At 28.7% G+C, this 17963-nt stretch carries 17 protein-coding genes; 13 read left to right on the top strand and 4 right to left on the bottom strand.

Going from position 1 to position 17963, the window contains the following annotated elements; genetic code table 11:
* Window positions 1-15: 15 nt before the first annotated feature.
* From CLV86_RS05655 to CLV86_RS05635, 5 genes are all read left to right on the top strand, one after another.
* Entirely contained in the window at window positions 16-954 is a 939-nt protein-coding gene (locus CLV86_RS05655; protein WP_121050642.1) for a 2-hydroxyacid dehydrogenase, read from the top strand.
* 27 nt (window positions 955-981) lie between these two features.
* Window positions 982-1437, top strand: a complete 456-nt coding sequence (locus CLV86_RS05650) for a DUF1801 domain-containing protein (protein ID WP_121050639.1) — start codon at window positions 982-984, stop codon at window positions 1435-1437.
* 60 nt (window positions 1438-1497) lie between these two features.
* The gene (locus CLV86_RS05645) at window positions 1498-1884 is read left to right on the top strand and encodes a VOC family protein (protein WP_076731833.1); all 387 of its coding nucleotides are present in this window, start codon (window positions 1498-1500) and stop codon (window positions 1882-1884) included.
* 52 nt (window positions 1885-1936) lie between these two features.
* Window positions 1937-2329, top strand: coding sequence for a TM2 domain-containing protein (locus CLV86_RS05640; protein ID WP_083678183.1), 393 nt, complete (start codon window positions 1937-1939; stop codon window positions 2327-2329).
* An 87-nt stretch (window positions 2330-2416) separates the two neighbouring features.
* The gene (locus tag CLV86_RS05635) at window positions 2417-2746 is read left to right on the top strand and encodes an ArsR/SmtB family transcription factor (RefSeq protein ID WP_076731832.1); all 330 of its coding nucleotides are present in this window, start codon (window positions 2417-2419) and stop codon (window positions 2744-2746) included.
* A gap of 5 nt (window positions 2747-2751) precedes the next feature.
* Here the strand turns inward: CLV86_RS05635 and CLV86_RS05630 are convergent, their stop codons facing one another.
* From CLV86_RS05630 to CLV86_RS05620, 3 genes are read right to left on the bottom strand one after another with little or no spacing between them, the layout of a single operon-like run.
* Window positions 2752-4566: a GNAT family N-acyltransferase gene (locus CLV86_RS05630; RefSeq protein ID WP_076731831.1), complete on the bottom strand. Its 1815-nt coding sequence runs from the start codon at window positions 4564-4566 to the stop codon at window positions 2752-2754.
* A 43-nt stretch (window positions 4567-4609) separates the two neighbouring features.
* Entirely contained in the window at window positions 4610-5860 is a 1251-nt protein-coding gene (locus tag CLV86_RS05625) for an aspartate kinase (RefSeq protein WP_121050636.1), read from the bottom strand.
* Window positions 5860-6339: a GNAT family N-acetyltransferase gene (locus CLV86_RS05620; protein WP_121050634.1), complete on the bottom strand. Its 480-nt coding sequence runs from the start codon at window positions 6337-6339 to the stop codon at window positions 5860-5862. Before CLV86_RS05620 ends, CLV86_RS05625 begins: the two co-directional genes overlap by 1 nt.
* 119 nt (window positions 6340-6458) lie before the next feature.
* Here CLV86_RS05620 and fbp point away from each other — a divergent pair, with 119 nt between their 5' ends.
* The 6 genes from fbp (at window position 6459) to CLV86_RS05590 (ending at window position 12439) form a co-directional block, all read left to right on the top strand.
* Window positions 6459-7466: a class 1 fructose-bisphosphatase gene (fbp, locus tag CLV86_RS05615; RefSeq protein ID WP_121050632.1), complete on the top strand. Its 1008-nt coding sequence runs from the start codon at window positions 6459-6461 to the stop codon at window positions 7464-7466.
* Between the two features lie 56 nt (window positions 7467-7522).
* Window positions 7523-7867 (top strand): fructose 1,6-bisphosphatase, encoded by a 345-nt coding sequence (locus CLV86_RS05610; RefSeq protein WP_076731827.1) that lies wholly within the window; start codon window positions 7523-7525, stop codon window positions 7865-7867.
* A gap of 15 nt (window positions 7868-7882) precedes the next feature.
* Window positions 7883-8701: a cell envelope biogenesis protein OmpA gene (locus tag CLV86_RS05605; RefSeq protein ID WP_121050630.1), complete on the top strand. Its 819-nt coding sequence runs from the start codon at window positions 7883-7885 to the stop codon at window positions 8699-8701.
* A 92-nt stretch (window positions 8702-8793) separates the two neighbouring features.
* Window positions 8794-9285, top strand: a complete 492-nt coding sequence (locus CLV86_RS05600) for a Rab family GTPase (RefSeq protein WP_076731825.1) — start codon at window positions 8794-8796, stop codon at window positions 9283-9285.
* A 20-nt stretch (window positions 9286-9305) separates the two neighbouring features.
* Window positions 9306-10826, top strand: a complete 1521-nt coding sequence (locus CLV86_RS05595; RefSeq protein ID WP_121050628.1) for an ATP-binding protein — start codon at window positions 9306-9308, stop codon at window positions 10824-10826.
* A gap of 74 nt (window positions 10827-10900) precedes the next feature.
* A complete protein-coding gene (locus CLV86_RS05590; protein WP_121050626.1) occupies window positions 10901-12439 on the top strand; it encodes an ATP-binding response regulator in 1539 nt (512 codons plus the stop codon).
* A gap of 34 nt (window positions 12440-12473) precedes the next feature.
* On the opposite strand, the gene CLV86_RS05585 is transcribed toward CLV86_RS05590, so the two are convergent.
* The gene (locus tag CLV86_RS05585) at window positions 12474-12905 is read right to left on the bottom strand and encodes a TerB family tellurite resistance protein (protein ID WP_076731822.1); all 432 of its coding nucleotides are present in this window, start codon (window positions 12903-12905) and stop codon (window positions 12474-12476) included.
* A gap of 203 nt (window positions 12906-13108) precedes the next feature.
* Between CLV86_RS05585 and mfd the strand changes: the two genes are divergently transcribed.
* Together mfd and CLV86_RS05575 are read left to right on the top strand one after the other, a co-directional pair.
* Window positions 13109-16471, top strand: a complete 3363-nt coding sequence (gene mfd / locus CLV86_RS05580) for a transcription-repair coupling factor (RefSeq protein ID WP_121050623.1) — start codon at window positions 13109-13111, stop codon at window positions 16469-16471.
* Window positions 16472-16520: 49 nt separating this feature from the next.
* Entirely contained in the window at window positions 16521-17891 is a 1371-nt protein-coding gene (locus tag CLV86_RS05575; RefSeq protein ID WP_121050619.1) for a peroxiredoxin family protein, read from the top strand.
* The last annotated feature ends 72 nt before the right edge of the window (window positions 17892-17963 follow it).

Raw genomic sequence — 17963 nt, 5'->3', positions numbered from 1 at the left:
TTCATCTTTTATAATATGAAAATACTTCATTTAGACACTAATCACTCACTTTTAATTAATCAACTAACCAATTTAGGCTTTACAAACCATGAAAATTATATAGACTCTAAAGAAGTCATTCAAAAAATTATTCATGAATACGATGGATTTATTATAAGAAGTCGTTTTAGTATAGATAAAACATTTATAGATGCAGCTAAAAATTTAAAATTTATAGGTCGCGTTGGTGCAGGATTAGAAAACATAGATTGCGATTATGCAGAAAAAAAAGGAATTACCCTAATTGCTGCTCCAGAAGGAAACCGTAATGCAGTAGGCGAACATACTTTAGCTATGCTACTCTCTTTATTTAATAAATTAAACAAAGCAGATAAAGAGGTTAGAGATGGCAAATGGCTTCGAGAAAACAACCGAGGTTTAGAGTTAGATGGTAAAACCGTAGGTTTAATAGGTTACGGTAATATGGGAAAAGCCTTTGCAAAAAAACTACGTGGTTTCGATGTTAAAGTTCTCTTTTACGATATAAAACCAAATATTGAAGATAAAAATGCAACACAAGTTTCTTTAAAAACACTACAACAAGAGGCAGATGTTTTAAGCTTGCACACTCCAGAAAATGCTTCAACTATTGCAATGGTAGACCAATCGTTTATTAATTCATTTAAAAAATCATTTTGGTTAATAAATACTGCTCGTGGCAAAAGTGTAGTAACAAAAGATTTGGTTTCAGCATTAAAAAACAATAAAATTTTGGGTGCCGGATTAGATGTTTTGGAATACGAAAAATCGTCTTTCGAAAATTTATTTAATGAAAACAATATGCCTGAACCTTTTCAATATTTAATACAGGCAGAAAACGTTTTACTATCACCTCACGTTGCTGGTTGGACTATAGAAAGTAAAGAAAAATTAGCACAAACAATAGTAAATAAAATTAAAGCAAATTTTTGCTAACTTTAAACCTTAACTAACTCAAGGAAAATGACATACAAAGCAGAAACATCTGAAGAATATATAGCACAATTACCAGAAGACAGAAAAGAACCTATTACAAAACTAGATGAGCTTATTAAAAAAAATATGCCTAAAGGCTTAGAAGCCGGAATAGGTTATGGCATGTTAGCTTATTATGTACCAAAATCTATATATCCAGATGGTTACCATTGTAAACCATTTCCTCCTTTACCATTTATTAATTTAGCCTCTCAGAAAAATTTTATTGCATTATATCATTCTGGTTTATATGCAAAAAAAGAATTGTATGATTGGTTTGTAAATGAATATCCTAAACATTGCAAATACAAATTAGATATGGGAAAAAGTTGCATTCGTTTTAAAAAAATGGACGATATTCCATATGCATTAATTGAAGAGCTTTTAGGGAAAATGTCTGTGGAAGAATGGATAGAGATATATGAAAACTCAATAAAAAAGTAATTTACATAGCAAATGTTTAAGGTTTTATTTAATGAGATTATAAAATAAATTCAGAATAAAATGAAAAAAAGAGTTACAGGAATTGGAGGTGTATTTTTTAAAACAAAAGATCCAAAAGCATCAAAAGATTGGTATAAAAAACATTTAGGTTTTAATACCGATGATTACGGTTCTACTTTTTGGTGGAAAGATAAAGAAGGAAAAGATTGTTCTACACAATGGTCTCCTTTTAAAGAGGATACAAAATACTTTGAGCCATCGAAAAAAGATTTTATGTTTAACTACCGTGTAGAGAATTTAAGCGAATTATTAAAAACATTAAAGGATGAAGGCGTTACAATTGTAGGAGAAATGCAAGAGTACGAATACGGTAAATTTGGCTGGATTTTGGATAACGAAGGTAATAAAATTGAACTTTGGGAACCTATAGATAAAGCATTTTTGTAGGTAAATGTTTTTTTAGTAAATTTAAAAAATTATTCAACTAATAAATATTATAATGTCTGACGAAAAAAATTTAAAAAGCGACCTTGACGATATGTTAGGAGACGCAAAAGAAGGAGCAAAAAAGGCTTCTGATAAAGCAAATGAATTTGCTGAAGATGCTAAAGAAACAATAAACGAATTTTCTAATAATGCAAAAGAAGCATTTGGTGGAGATACTGAAAACAAAAAAATGATTGCTGGAATTTTAGCTATTGTTATAGGTTCTTTAGGAGTACATAAATTTATTTTAGGTTATAATAAAGAAGGAATCATTCAAATAATTGCAACTATTGTTACTTGTGGAATCGCAGGAATAATTCCTTTTATTGAAGGTATTATTTATTTAACAAAAACAGACGAAGAATTCTACAACACTTACCAAGTTGGCAAAAAAGGTTGGTTCTAAAAAACTTTTAAAAAACCAAATACTAATTGTATTTGGTTTTTTTAATTAAATAATAATCGTGATATTGCAATATCACATTTTTATATTATGGGATTTACAAAAAAACATATTTTCGACGAGCAACAAAACAAAATTGCCAATTACACAAAAATGATTGCTCATCCTGCTAGAGTATCTATTATACAATATATAAGTAAAAACGAAGACTGTAACTGTAATAGTCTTGTACAAGCTATTGGTTTAGCACAACCAACCATATCTCAGCATTTATCAGAAATACGTAAGGTTGGTTTGTTAAAACAAACTGTTAAAGGTAAAAACCTATTTTATAGTATTAACCAAGATAAGTTAAACGAGTGTAGACGTGTTTTAAATGATTTTTTTGTAAAAACGCAGGTTAACTGCTCTAAAAAATAAAAAGACTATTCTTCAGGGTTTGCTCCTGAAAATTTACTTTCCAACTCTGCTTGAAATTCTTCCATTACAGGTCTAACTGTACTTTCTGGAAGATCTGCAATTTTAATATACATTAAACCATCTACAGCATTATTAAATAATGGGTCGACATTAAAGGCTACAAGCCTTGCATTTTGTTTAATATACTTTTTTAATAACACAGGTAACCTTAATGCTCCTGGTTCAATTTCATCTATTATTTTATCAAACTTATTCAAATCTGCCTCTGTTGCATCGAAAACAAAATCTTTATCGGCATCTTTTAATTTTACCTTAAACTCTTTTTTAGGATGAACATATTGTGCCACATATGGATCGTAATAATGAGATTTCATGAACTCAATCATTAAAGATTTTGAGAAGTTTGAAAATTGATTACTTATACTTACACCTCCAATTAAAAATTGATGCTCTGGGAAACGTAACGTAGTATGTACAATACCTTTCCAAAGCAAAAATAAAGGCATAGGTTTTTGCTGGTATTCTTTAATTATAAATGCACGACCTAACTCTATAGATTCACTCATCATTTTGTGTAACTCTGGCTCAAAACGAAATAAATCTTGAAGATAAAAACCGTCAATACCATGTGCCTTATATATTTTAGAACCCAATCCCATTCTATAGGCTCCAACTAAAACGTTAGCTTCATTATCCCATAAAAACATATGGTGGTAATAGGTGTCGAAATGGTCTAAATCTATAGCTTCGTTAGTTCCTTCTCCTACTTCTCTAAAAGTAATTTCTCTTAGTCTACCAATTTCTCTTAAAATATTTGGAATATCTTTAGCTGGAGCTAAATAAACTTCGTAATTTTTACTAACAAGTAAACGCTTATCACTTTTTTTAAGTTTTTCAACCTCCTTAATCATGATTTCCGAGGCTATGGGAGTAACTATTTTTTTAGGAATTTTATATCCTTTTAAACTTGAAGAAATTGTATTTATTATCTTCTCCTTTGGTTCGAAGGTATTAGATAACATATACGTTTTACGTCTTATAAAATCTGTAAATTCCTTTAAAGTTTTATGCTCCTCTTGAGATGTTACAGAAATAGGTTTACCAACACGAACTTTAATTATTCTATTTTTTTGTGTTAGTAATTCTGAAGGGAGTTTTGCTGTTCTAAAAATGTCACTTATTTTAGATAGCTTATAAAATAACTTACTATTTTTTGCATGAAAATATATAGGAACAATAGGCACATTGGCTTTCTGGGCTAATTTCATAGCTGCTTCTTCCCAAGGTTTATCTACCATTAACTTTCCATCTTTGTAAGTAGAAACTTCTCCTGCAGGAAATAGACCAAGTGGATGCCCATCTCTTAAATGTTTAATTGCATTTTTAAAACCAGCAAGACTTGACTTTATGTCTTTACGATCTTCAAACGGATTAACAGGCATTATATATGGCTTCATTGGCTCAATACGATGCAAAAGAAAGTTAGCAATTATTTTAAAATCTTCACGTTCTTCAAGCATTAATTTTAATAATAAAATACCATCTATACCTCCTAATGGATGGTTAGAAACTGTTATATAAGCACCATCTTTAGGAAGTCTCTTTAAATCTTCTTCAGGTATTTCAAATTTAATTTGAAATTCATTTAAAATAGCATCTAAAAACTTTATTTCGCTTAAATGCTTATTTCGGTTGTAAATTTTATTAAGTGTAGAAATTTTTAAAACTTTCATTAATATCCAGCCTATAAACGTGCCAAATACACCGTACTTGTCGAGATTTATAGCTTTTGAAACTTCTTTTGCAGATACTAAAGACATTGTTGGTTTTAATAGTTTTAAGCTTACAAATGTAAGCAATAGATTATTGAGTTACAATTTGAACAGTTTTTTGAAATAACTGCTTCAATAACACTGTTTTATCTTTTTCTAAATTTTTAATTGATGTTTCATCGTAATGTCTAATTGTATATAATGAAACGTTTTCAAAGCATTCTACTTTAAATTTAGCTTTTAAATGTAATAACAATTTTTCTAAATTATTATATGTGTTTTCAAAACAAACCGAAAAACTAATTGCGGAATTCTGGATAACATCTACTTTCATTTTATATAAAGCTAAGAGGTTAAAAATTTCACTAATATTTTCTTCGACTATGTAAGAAAAATCTAAAGTTGAAAGCGAAAGTAAAACCTGCTTCTGTTTTAATATAAAACAAGGTATATTAGGTTCTATTCCTTGAGATTTATTAACTGTAGTACCTTTATTTTCTGGTTTTAAAAACGATTTTACGTGTAAAGGTATTTCTTTTCTTTGTAATGGTTGTAATGTTTTTGGATGTATAACAGAAGCACCATAAAACGCAAGCTCTATAGCCTCTGTATAAGAAATGGTATTTAGAAGTTGTGTATTTTTAAAATGTCTTGGGTCTCCATTAAGTACTCCTGGAACATCTTTCCATATTGTTACACTTTCTGCGTTTAAACAATATCCAAATATTGCTGCTGTATAGTCACTACCTTCTCGCCCTAAAGTTGTTGTAAAATTATTATTATCGCTACCTAAAAAACCTTGAGTAATATATAATGTTTCTTTATCTATTTTATTAATAATATTATTTTGTGTTATATCCCAATTTACATTTGCTCGTCTATAATAACTATCTGTTTTAATACAATTTCTAACATCAAGCCACGTGTTTTTAAGATGCAATTCATTTAAATAAAAACTAATAATTGTTGTAGAAACTAACTCGCCATAACCAATTACTTGATCGTATATAAAATTATAATTTGGTGATTTATTACTTTTAAAAAATTGTATTAATTCGTTAAAAAGATCATGTATTACATTAAAAACTTGATGTTGTTTATTTAAAAATAAATCTATCATAATCTCTTCATGATAGTTTATTACATGGTCTAACTCTGACTTATAATTGTTATTATCTTGTAAATATTTCTCTATTACAACCTCTAAAGCATTTGTAGTTTTTCCCATTGCAGAAACTACAATAAGAGTGTTTTTATATCCTACTTTTTCTAATACTTTAACAACGTTTTTTACGCCGTTGGCATCTTTTACAGAGGCTCCACCAAATTTAAATACTTGCACTATATATTATTTAAATAATTTTCAATTCCGTTTTCGTCTAACTGTACAACATCCCAATCTCTCATTACATTAGCACCTTTTTTCTGGTAGAATTTAATTGCAGGTTCATTCCAGTCTAAAACTTCCCAACTAATGCGTTTTACACCTATGGTTCTTCCATGTTTAACAACTTCATCTAATAAGGCAGAACCTAAGCCACTACCTCTCATACTTTCTTTTACAATTAAATCTTCAAGATGAAGTACTTCTCCTTTCCAAGTAGAATATCGTTTATAAACTAACGCAGCACCTACAATTTCATTATTTTTTTCGGCAACAAAACATGTAAATTTAGGCTGTTTGCCATAACCATCTTCTTCAAGATCTTTTACTGTTACTTCTACGGCATTGGGCTCTTTTTCAAATATAGCAAGTTCTAAAATTAAATCATGGACACTTTTCATGTCGTTTTTAGTTGCTAGTCTTATAGCATGCTTCATAATAAAGGAATTGAAAACCAAATATAGTTTAAAGTTAAATAACCTTATTAAATTACTTTTACTATAACGTTGTAGTTTCTTAAAAAAACCGATATTTGCAAAAGCCAAAATTATAAAGCATGTCAAGAAAAAACCAAACGTTAGGAGAATTTATTATTGAAAATCAGTCGTCTTTTAAATATACTTCTGGAGAATTATCAAGATTAATAAATTCTATAAGGCTTGCTGCAAAAGTAGTAAACCATGAAGTAAATAAAGCCGGTTTAGTAGATATAATTGGAGCTGTTGGCGATACTAATATTCAAGGTGAAGACCAACAAAAATTAGACGTTTATGCAAACGAAAAATTTATACAAACATTAACAAATAGAAATATTGTTTGTGGTATTGCTAGTGAAGAAGAGGACGATTTTATTTCAATAAATAGCCAAGACGAAAACAACCAAAATAAATATGTTGTTTTAATAGACCCATTAGATGGCTCTAGTAATATCGACGTAAATGTTTCTGTTGGTACTATTTTTTCAATTTATAGGCGTGTTACACCTGTTGGTACTCCTGTAACTTTAGAAGATTTTCTTCAAAAAGGAAGTCAACAAGTTGCTGCTGGCTATGTAGTTTACGGTACTTCGACCATGTTAGTTTATACTACCGGAGATGGTGTAAATGGTTTTACACTAAATCCAGCATTAGGTACTTTGTATTTATCTCACCCAAACATGCAATTTCCATTAGATGGCAACATCTACTCTGTAAACGAAGGTAACTATACGCATTTTCCACAAGGAGTAAAAGATTATATAAAATATTGCCAAAAAGAAGAAGGAGATAGACCTTACACCTCTAGGTACATTGGTTCTTTAGTTTCAGATTTCCATAGAAACATGATAAAAGGCGGTATATATTTATACCCTAAAAGCGACAAAAACTCTGCTGGAAAACTACGTTTATTGTACGAGTGTAACCCAATGGCTTTTTTAGCAGAACAAGCTAATGGTAAAGCTAGTGATGGTTTTAATAGAATATTAGATATTGAACCAACAGAACTGCACCAACGAGTTCCGTTTATTTGCGGAAGTAAAAATATGGTAGAAAAAGCAGAAGAGTTTATGCAAAAAGCAAAATAAAGATTATGTTTTAATTAATTTTGCTATTTTTACCATAGTTTATTAAACTAAATAATATGGCAAAAAACGATAATAGCGCAATTAATGCTAATGATCCTACTTCAAAAATAGATGCAATTAAACAGCTTATTTTTGGTGAAAATATGGTTGAATACAACCATGAATTTGAAGCTGTTAAAAAAGATATCCTTAAAAAGAAAAAAGAGCTCGAAAACTTAGTAGATGAAGTTAAGACAGAGTTACTTCAAAATATTGATAATTTAAGTACTGATATTAATATTAGAATAACAGAATTAGAAAATTCGCTAGAAGACAAGGCAGATGCTTTAGAAGAAAAAAAATTAGATCGCAAACTCTTAGGCGACTTATTAATTAAACTTGGCGAGAAAATAAGCAACTAATTTGATTCTCACGCCATGAATCAAGACGAAAGACTTAGTATTTTAAAAGACATCTTACTTACAGATGAGCGTGAGTATGCAAAAAAAGTAGAGGAAAAGCTTAAGATTGTTGAAGACATTGTAAACAAACAAAATGAACTTTCTGAGCGTGTAAATCCTATTATAGACGAAAAACTAAATGATTTTGTAGTAGAAATTCCTAAAACATTAGGACCAACAATTACAGAAACTTTAAAGTCTGAAATTAGAAACTCTCAAGATGCTGTTGTAGAAGCATTGTTTCCTATTATTGGAAAAATGATAAAAAAATACATACAACAGGAAATGCAAATATTATCAGAACAAATTAACTCTAAAGTAAATAGCACATTCTCTTTTGAAAGTTTAAAACGTAAATTTAAGTCTAAAAGAAGCGGTGTTAGCGAAGCAGACTTAATTTTACAAGAATTAGCACAACCTATTTTAGAACAAATAATGGTAATAGAGAAAGGTTCTGGAATAATAATTTCAGAATATTCTAAAACACAATCCATAGACCAAGATATGGTTTCTGGAATGTTAACTGCTATTAAAAGTTTTGCCGAAGATGCTTTCGAAAAAGAAAACCAAGAATTAAGCTATATAGAATACGATAATTTTCATATTCATTTACAAAACTTCTCTTCCTACTACATCGCTGTAATTATTTCTGGGCCGTATAATGTAATGTACAAAAGCAAGTTAGAAGACAAATTGTTAGATTTTGCTAAAAACTATATTAATGAATATGATATAAAAGACACAAAGTCCTTTACTAAAAAATTAGAACAGTACTTTAAAAACAATGTTTTATAAAAGATTATTATAGAACATACAATTTGCTTACATTCGCATATATATATAGTTATTATTCTTTTTCAATAAAAAATCAAGATTTTAGTTTATAAATGAAAATCTCAAAAAAAATAGTTTTATTAGGTCATTTTGGTGTTGGTAAATCTTCATTAATTCGACGATTTGTAGAAAACACATTTTCCGAAGACTATAAAGTAACCATTGGTGTACACATATTTAAAAAAAATGTATCTATTCCAGAAAAAGGCACAGATGTATCTTTAGTCTTGTGGGATTTAGAAGGAAATGATGACATTAGCAACACTAGGCTATCTTACCTTATAGGAACACACGCATTTATTTATGTTTACGATGTTAGTAGACCTGCTACTTATAAAAACTTAGAAAGCGAATTAGAATTCCTTAAAGAGAAACAAAAAAACACACCAATTACTGTTGTTGGAAATAAAGAAGATCTTGTTACAAAAACATATTTAAAACAAAACGTCGATGATTTTGGCAGTTTAACAGATTTATATGTTAGTGCCAAAACAGGACATAAAGTTGATTTTCTTTTTTCTAAATTAGCTGAAGCGCTTATTTAAAAAAGCTAAAAAGCTAAATAATGTTAGAAGATTACAAGAAAAAATATACCAAACCTGTTTTACAACATGCCATTTTAGACTTTAATGGAAATGTTGTTGAATCTGATAATACACTCTTTCAAGATTTAAAAGACAAATATATTGGAGATATCCATCCTTTTTTCGAAACTTTTAGTGCACTTTTAATAAGTGAAGATAATGAGACTGTATTTTCATGTGTTCATCTTGAAATAGAAAATAGAAATATTACAGCCGATATCATTTTACAAACTTTTAAAGATGGTAAAAATCCTTTATTAATAATTCATGATTTAACTTCGCACTACCTAAACTATCAATCTACTGCGCAAGTAAGAAATGAATCTGTAATTAATTCTCAAATTTTAGAGCTTAAAAATATATACTTAAAAGAAAAAGAAGTTTTTAAAAATAGATTTATTGCAAATTTTAGTCATGAACTTCGCGATCCTTTAACTGGAATATTAACGTTTACAGATATTTTAAGCAAAACAAATTTAGACTTACAACAAAAGGATTATATTAAAATATTACACTCATCGTCGAATTTTTTAAAAAAAATGATAGATGATATTCTTGACATATCTAAAATTGAATCTGGAAATTTAGAGTTGTCCATAGAACCTTTTAACCTTCTTGATTTACTTAATGAAATTAAATTTAATTACAAACTTAAAGCAGAACATAAAGGTTTAAAATTTCTCCATAGTTTTGATGAAAAATTACCTGAAATTATTGGAGGTGATGCTAAAAGACTAAGACAAGTTTTAACAAACTTATTAGACAACGCAATAAAATTTACATCCAATGGGAGTGTTACTTTTAATGTTTCTTTAAATCAAATTAGAGCTCAAAAAGCAAGTATTCATTTTGAAATAATAGACACAGGAATTGGTATAGAAGAAGAAAAATTAGAAGAAATTTTTACGAGTTTCTCGCAAGTAAGTGGAGACGATTCTATTAAAGGAACTGGTTTAGGTCTTGCTATTGTAAAACATTTAGTAGAGCATACAAAAAGTAAAATAAGTGTTTCTTCAACACCAGGAAAAGGGTCTACATTTTCAACAAATATTAATTTTGTTTCCAAACCTTCTTTAAAAGTTAAAAAGGATAAGAAAAAACAATCACAACTAACTACTTCTAAAAAATATAATATTTTATTAGTAGAAGACTCTGAAATTACACAACTTTCTGTATTAAAAATTCTGGCTTCTCAAGGTCAATTCTTTTTAGATATTGCAACTAAACCAGATGAAGTTCTTGCAAGAATTTCTAACATCGACAATGAGGTTGATTTAGTATTAATGGATATAAAACTAAAAGAGTTTAGAGGAGATGAAATTGCAAAAAAAATTAGAAAACTTCCAGAACGTCATCAAAAAAAGGTACCTATTGTTGCTATGACAGCTAAAGTGTTTAAAGAAGATTTAAGTCTTTATAAAAAAGCGGGAATAAACGATGTTTTAACAAAACCTTTTAATGAATCGCAATTATTAGATATAATTTCTAAAAATTTGAAATAAACAAAACATAACTTTTTAAGTGGTATTGAAAAAAAATGTATCTTTAAGTCTATTAAAATTTGCCTCTATGTAAAATGCTTGAAAACTACCAACTTCCACTTAAAGAAACTACTAACCAACTCCTTCTAATAAGTAAAGATGGTATTATTTTAGACGCGAAAACTAATGTGTTTAAAAATTGTATTGGAAAATCAATTATAGACTTACATCCTTTTTTTTATAGTTTAATAGACTTATTAACTCTAAAAGAAAATACATTTAATTTTGACTGTATTAATCTAGAAATAGAAGGCAAAAATTATACTTTAGATGCTATTTTACATACAAATATAGAAAAAGAACACTCTATCTTCGTATTTCAAGACCTTACAAAGCAGTATACTTTATATCAAAAAATGGCACAAAGAAAAAATGTGTCGGAAATTAAAAAGCAACTACTAGACTATAACAATACAATTCTTCAAGAAAAAGAAACTTTCAAAAATACATTTATAGCAAATTTTAGTCATGAAATTAAAATGCCTATTAGCACTATAAATGGTTTTACAAGACTTTTAGAAAACACAAATCTAGAACAAAGCCAACGCTATAATTTAAAAGTTATAAAAAATACAAACGATAAATTAAACACAATGATTAGCGATATTATTGATATCTCTAAAATTGAAACCAATCGTTTTTCTATATTACCAATACGCTATAATTTAATAGAAGAATTAAACACTATAGCAACAATTTATACCGCTAAGTCTAAAGAAAAAGGTCTAGAATTACATTACACACTCGATCCAAATTGTCCTAAATATGTTGTGGGAGACAAATATAGATTAGTACAAATATTAAATAACCTTGTAGGTAACGCAATAAAATTTACACAAGCAGGAACTGTTGCACTAAAAATAAATTGTGTTAGCACCAATAACAACACAGCACAAATAGAATTTAGTATTGTAGACACAGGAATAGGTATAGAGAAAAACCAAATAGAATCTATTTTTAATGGGTTTTACCAAATAAACAACAACTTAATAAATAATAATGGTGCCGGATTAGGACTCTCCATCACGAAAAAATTAATCCATCAATTAGGAGGAAAAATACAAGTAAATAGTGAAATTGATAAAGGTTCAATATTTAAGGTGTTTTTAGATTTTGAAATATCTCAAAATCAAAAAGAAGATGAAGGTGAAGAAATTACTAAAATCGTTAAAACCACATCAAAAAATGATTTTAAAATTTTACTTGCAGAGCCCTTACCTATCAATCAGAAAAAATTATTAAAAATTATAAGTCAAATAAAAAATTGCGATATTGTAATTGTAGATAATGGCGATAAAGTAATTGAAGAGCTATACAAATCCAATTTTAGCCTAGTTATATTAAATCTTAAACTACCTACAATGGATGGCCTTGACACTGCTCGATTTATTAGACACTCAGATTATAAAGAAATTAGCAAAACACCTATAATTATACTAAGCGAAAAACCATCTAAAAAAGAAGAAGCTTACTGTAAAGAAAGACGAGTTAACAGCTATATTGGAAAACCTTTTGACAAGTCTGAAATCATTAGAAAAATAAAATATATACTAAAGAAAAAGCAAGCTAAATAGCTTGCTTTTTCTTTAGTATATTATTAAGAATAACTTATTTATTCATCATTTTAATTTCCTCAATAAAAGTATCAAGATCAACACCATCACTAACTAAAGTAAGTGCTTTATCTACAACGTATTTTACATTCTCTGGATTAAAACCTAAACCAACAGCAATTTTACGTAATAAAATTTCTTCATGATCTCCTTTAATATGATCTACATAAACCATACGAGCTAAATCGTATAAACGCTCTAAACGTCTATCGTAAGATGTTGGAGGATTAATTGGGTGAGACTGGTAGTCTTTTAAAATAGTTTTATAATCGCTTTCTCCAATATCTAAATTGCGTGCCAAACGATCTAAAAATGTTTTTTCTTCATCAGAAATAATCCCATCATCCATCGCTACTCTTACAATTGCTGCAAAATGGTCTTCGTTACGTTTTTTAAATCCGCTATCAAATAAATCTGAAAATGACATATATTTTATTGTTTTAGAGCGGCAAAGATAGTTAATAATAAAATCTTTTTAAAGACTCATTTAATCTTTTTTTTAGACATTTATTTATCATTTTAAATCAATATAAAACATCTCTGTTTAACCATTAGTTAATAGAAAATAATAAAATCTAACTTTCCAATTCTTCAATCTATCCCTTATATTTGCAACTCAATACTAAGTAAGTGAGCAAAACATTAATCTCGCAAACCTATTTAAAGTCTTTGCAACTGCAAAAACTTCAGGATTCTATTACCCAAAAACAACAATTTGACCAAGCGCAACACAACACAAAAACTCATATAAAAGGTTTAGTTGGCTCTGCATTATCATTTGTTATTAGTGAAAGTTTTAAAAACGCTCAAAAACCTTTTTTATTAATTTTTAACGATAAAGAAGAAGCAGCATTTTATCTTAACGATTTTGAACAAATGCTAAATGGCAAAGATGTTCTTTTTTATCCTGGAAGTTATCGTAGACCATATCAAATAGAAGAAACAGACAATGCAAACATATTACTTCGTGCCGAAGTTTTAAACCGCATAAACTCTCAAAAAAAACCAGCTTTAATAGTTACCTATCCAGATGCTTTATTCGAAAAAGTAGTTACCAGGAAAGAACTAGAACGTAATACTCTTAAAATAAATGTTGGAGACGATTTAAATATAGATTTTGTAAACGAAGTTCTTTTTGAATACAAGTTTAAACGCGTAGATTTTGTTACCGAACCTGGAGAGTTTTCTGTAAGAGGTGGTATTGTAGATGTGTTTTCTTTTTCTCACGACGAACCTTATAGAATAGAATTTTTTGGAGACGAAGTCGATAGTATTAGAACATTTGATGTAGAAACTCAACTTTCTAGCGAACAAATAAAAAAGATAGGCATTATACCAAATGTCGAAAATAAATTTTTAGAAGAGTCTCGTGCAAGTTTTCTAAAATACATTGCACAAAAAACTGTTGTTTACACTAAAAATATAGATTTTTTATTTTCTAGAATCGATGAGTTTTTTGGGAAAGCAGAAGATGCTTTTAAAAATTTATCTTCAGACTTAAAACACGCACAGCCTGAAGAGTTATTTTGCAATTCGGCCTTATTAAAACGCCAATTACTAGATTTTAACGTTGTAGAATTTGGTAGCGAATCCTGGCTAAAAACAGAACAAGCAATTACATTTAACACAACACCACAACCTACTTTTAACAAACAATTTAACCTATTAATAGATAATTTAAACAGTAACCACAATAACGGTTACAAAAATTATATTGCTTGTATTAGCGAACAACAAGCCAAACGTTTTCATGATATTTTTGATGATGTAGAGAGAGATGTACATTACGAAACTATAATAGTTTCATTATATCAAGGTTTTGTAGACCACGATAATAAAATAGTCTGTTACACAGATCATCAAATTTTTGAACGATACCATAAGTTTCATCTTAAAAATGGTTACGCAAAAAAGCAAGCTATTACCCTAAAAGAACTTACAAATCTTGATATTGGAGATTACGTTACACATATAGATCATGGAATTGGTAAATTTGGTGGACTTAAAAAAATTGATGTAGAAGGTAAAAAACAAGAAGCTATTAAATTAGTTTATGGTGAACGTGATATTTTATATTTAAGCATTCATTCGTTACACAAAATCACAAAATTTAATGGCAAAGATGGTAAACCACCAAAAGTATATAAATTAGGTAGTAAAGCATGGAAAGTACTTAAAGAGAAAACTAAATCTAGGGTTAAACATGTTGCTTTTAATTTAATAAAACTATATGCTAAACGTAAACTAGAAAAAGGTTACCAATACAAACCAGACAGTTATTTACAACACGAATTAGAAGCCTCTTTTATTTACGAAGACACGCCAGATCAAATTACAGCAACGGCAGATATTAAAGCAGATATGGAAAGTGAAAGACCAATGGATCGCTTAATTTGTGGAGATGTTGGTTTTGGAAAAACCGAAGTTGCCATTCGTGCAGCTTTTAAAGCAGTAGATAACGGAAAACAAGTTGCCGTTTTAGTACCAACAACTATATTAGCTTTTCAGCACCATAAAACATTTAGCGAACGTTTAAAAGAATTTCCAGTAACAGTAGATTATGTAAACCGTTTTCGTACAGCAAAGCAAAAGCGAGAAACTTTAGAAAAATTAGAAAAAGGTCACGTAGACATTATTGTAGGCACACATCAACTGGTAAATAAAAATGTAAAATTTAAAAACTTAGGATTACTAATTGTAGACGAAGAACAAAAATTTGGTGTTGCCGTAAAAGAGAAATTAAAAACTCTAAAAGACAATGTAGATGTACTTACCCTAACTGCTACACCTATACCAAGAACACTTCAGTTTAGTTTAATGGCTGCAAGAGATTTATCAGTTATAACTACTCCTCCACCAAACCGATATCCTATTGAGAGTAATGTTATTCGTTTTAACGAAGAAGCTATTAGAGATGCCGTAAGTTATGAGATTCAACGTGGCGGACAGATTTTCTTTATTCATAATCGTATAGAAAATATAAAAGAAGTCTCAGGCATGATACAACGCTTAGTACCAGATGCTAAAATAGGTATTGGTCATGGCCAAATGGATGGTAAAAAATTAGAAGAATTAATGCTCTCTTTTATGGAAGGTGCTTTTGATGTTTTAGTAAGCACTACCATTATAGAAAGTGGTCTCGATGTACCAAATGCAAATACCATTTTTATTAATAACGCCAATAATTTTGGATTAAGCGACTTGCACCAAATGCGTGGTCGTGTGGGACGAAGTAATAAAAAAGCATTTTGCTATTTTATTACTCCAGGTTACGATGCCATGACTCCAGATGCTAGAAAACGTATTCAAGCATTAGAACAATTTACAGCATTAGGTAGTGGTTTTAATATTGCAATGAAAGATTTAGAAATTCGTGGAGCTGGAGATTTACTTGGTGGCGAGCAAAGTGGTTTTATAACCGAAATAGGCTTTGATACATACCAAAAAATATTAAATGAAGCTATTGAAGAATTAAAAGAAAATGAATTTAAAGATTTATATGATGAAGATCTTGAAAACAAAGAATATGTAAAAGATATAACCATAGATAGTGATTTAGAATTACTATTTCCAGACGATTATGTTAATAATATTACCGAAAGACTAAATCTATATACACAACTAAACAACTTTAAAACAGAAGAAGAATTAAATAAATTTGAAACAGAACTAATAGATAGATTTGGTGAGTTACCAACACAAGTTGTAGATTTATTAAATAGCGTTAGGCTAAAATGGATTGCAATAAAATTAGGAATTGAAAAAGTAATAATGAAAAAAGGAAAACTAATTGGTTATTTTATAAACGACCAACAAAGTAATTTCTACCAAAGCCCTAATTTTACAAAACTTTTAAAGTATGTACAACACAATCCAAATGCTGGTAAAATGAAAGAAAAACAAACTAGAAACGGTCTACGATTATTACTAACCTTTGATAATATTAAAACTGTAGAACAAGCATTATCCGTACTTAAACCTATTTTAAAATAAAATTCTTTTTGGCAAAGTTTTTGCCTTATTTGATATAAAACAATTAAAAATGATTAGAAAATTACTTTTTTTATTCGCATTACTACCTTCAATGCTATTTGCACAGCATACAATAAAAGGAACTTTTACTCCAGCTGAAAAGTTTAAATTTGCATTTTTATACCGTGTTACAGCAGAAACATCTTTATTTGTCGCTAATGCAGATGTAGCAGAAGATGGTACCTTTGAAATCCCTTTAGATTCTAATACCATTCCAGGAACTTATCGTTTGGTATATGCACAACCGCAGGATCAATTTAATTTTGACTTTTTTGTAAATAATAAAGAAGATATTGTATTAAACTTTGACATAGAAAAAGGTTTAAGTTTCGACAAATCTTCAGAAAACAAACTATATACTTCTTATAACAGAAGTATGGCTTTAGTTAACAAAAGCATTCGTAATTATTATAGTTCTGGCAAAGAAGACAAAGCTGGATACACCAAAATTTTTACCATTTTAAAAAATACGCAAGATGAATTTGAAAAAGCTTCGGAAGGCATGATTGCAAACAACTTTATAAAAGCTTGCAAACCATATATTCCAAGTAGTTTAGAAGATGTTTCTACTTTTTCTAAAAATATAAAATCTAATTATTTTTCGAATATAGATTTTGGAAACAAAACCTTACAAAACTCTAACTTTTTAATAAAAACAACAATAGATTATGTTATAGGTTTTATAGACCGAAATAATCCTGATGCTTCTTACATGGAAAATATAGATACTGTTGTAAAAGCCATTGGTGATAACCCAAAAATTAAAGCCATTCTATTAGAAATTTTATGGAATCAATTCTCGGTAGAAAATAATGAAGTAGTTGCCAATTATATTGGGTCTAAATATTTATTAAACATTGCAAAAGCTAACAACAATAAAGAATTAGCCAACTCAATTACGCTTTTCAAAAATGCATCTATTGGTAATATTGGACCAGATTTTAATATCGAGGTAAAAGATGAAAACGATAAAATAAAAGTTTCTAAATTAAGTAAATTAGAAGGCTCTAATAACTATTTATTGTTCTTTTGGAGCACGACATGTTCTCATTGTTTAGACGAAATACCACAATTAAAAGAATATATTAAAACAAAGAAAAAGGAAAATATACAAGTTGTTGCTATTGCTTTAGATAACGATTTATACCGTTGGAAAGACATGACTTATGACTATCCAGATTTTTTACATGTTTTTGGAGAAGGTAAATGGGACAACCCAATTGGAGATCAATACAATGTAACAGGAACACCAAGTTATTTTGTGCTAGATAAAGACAAAAAAATTATTGGAAAACCAGAAAACATTGATGAGTTTAAAGCGTATTATGAAGCTTTAGAAAAAGCTAACATTAATGCCTCTAAAGAAGAAACTAAAAACTAGGTTTTAAAACAAAAGAGCGAAGTATAACACTTCGCTCTTTTATTTTACTATATAAAAATTCATTATTAAATA

The sequence above is a fragment of the Lacinutrix venerupis genome (assembly GCF_003663945.1).
Classification (GTDB): Bacteria; Bacteroidota; Bacteroidia; order Flavobacteriales; family Flavobacteriaceae; genus Lacinutrix; species Lacinutrix venerupis.
This window is presented reverse-complemented; position numbering and strand designations above follow the sequence as displayed.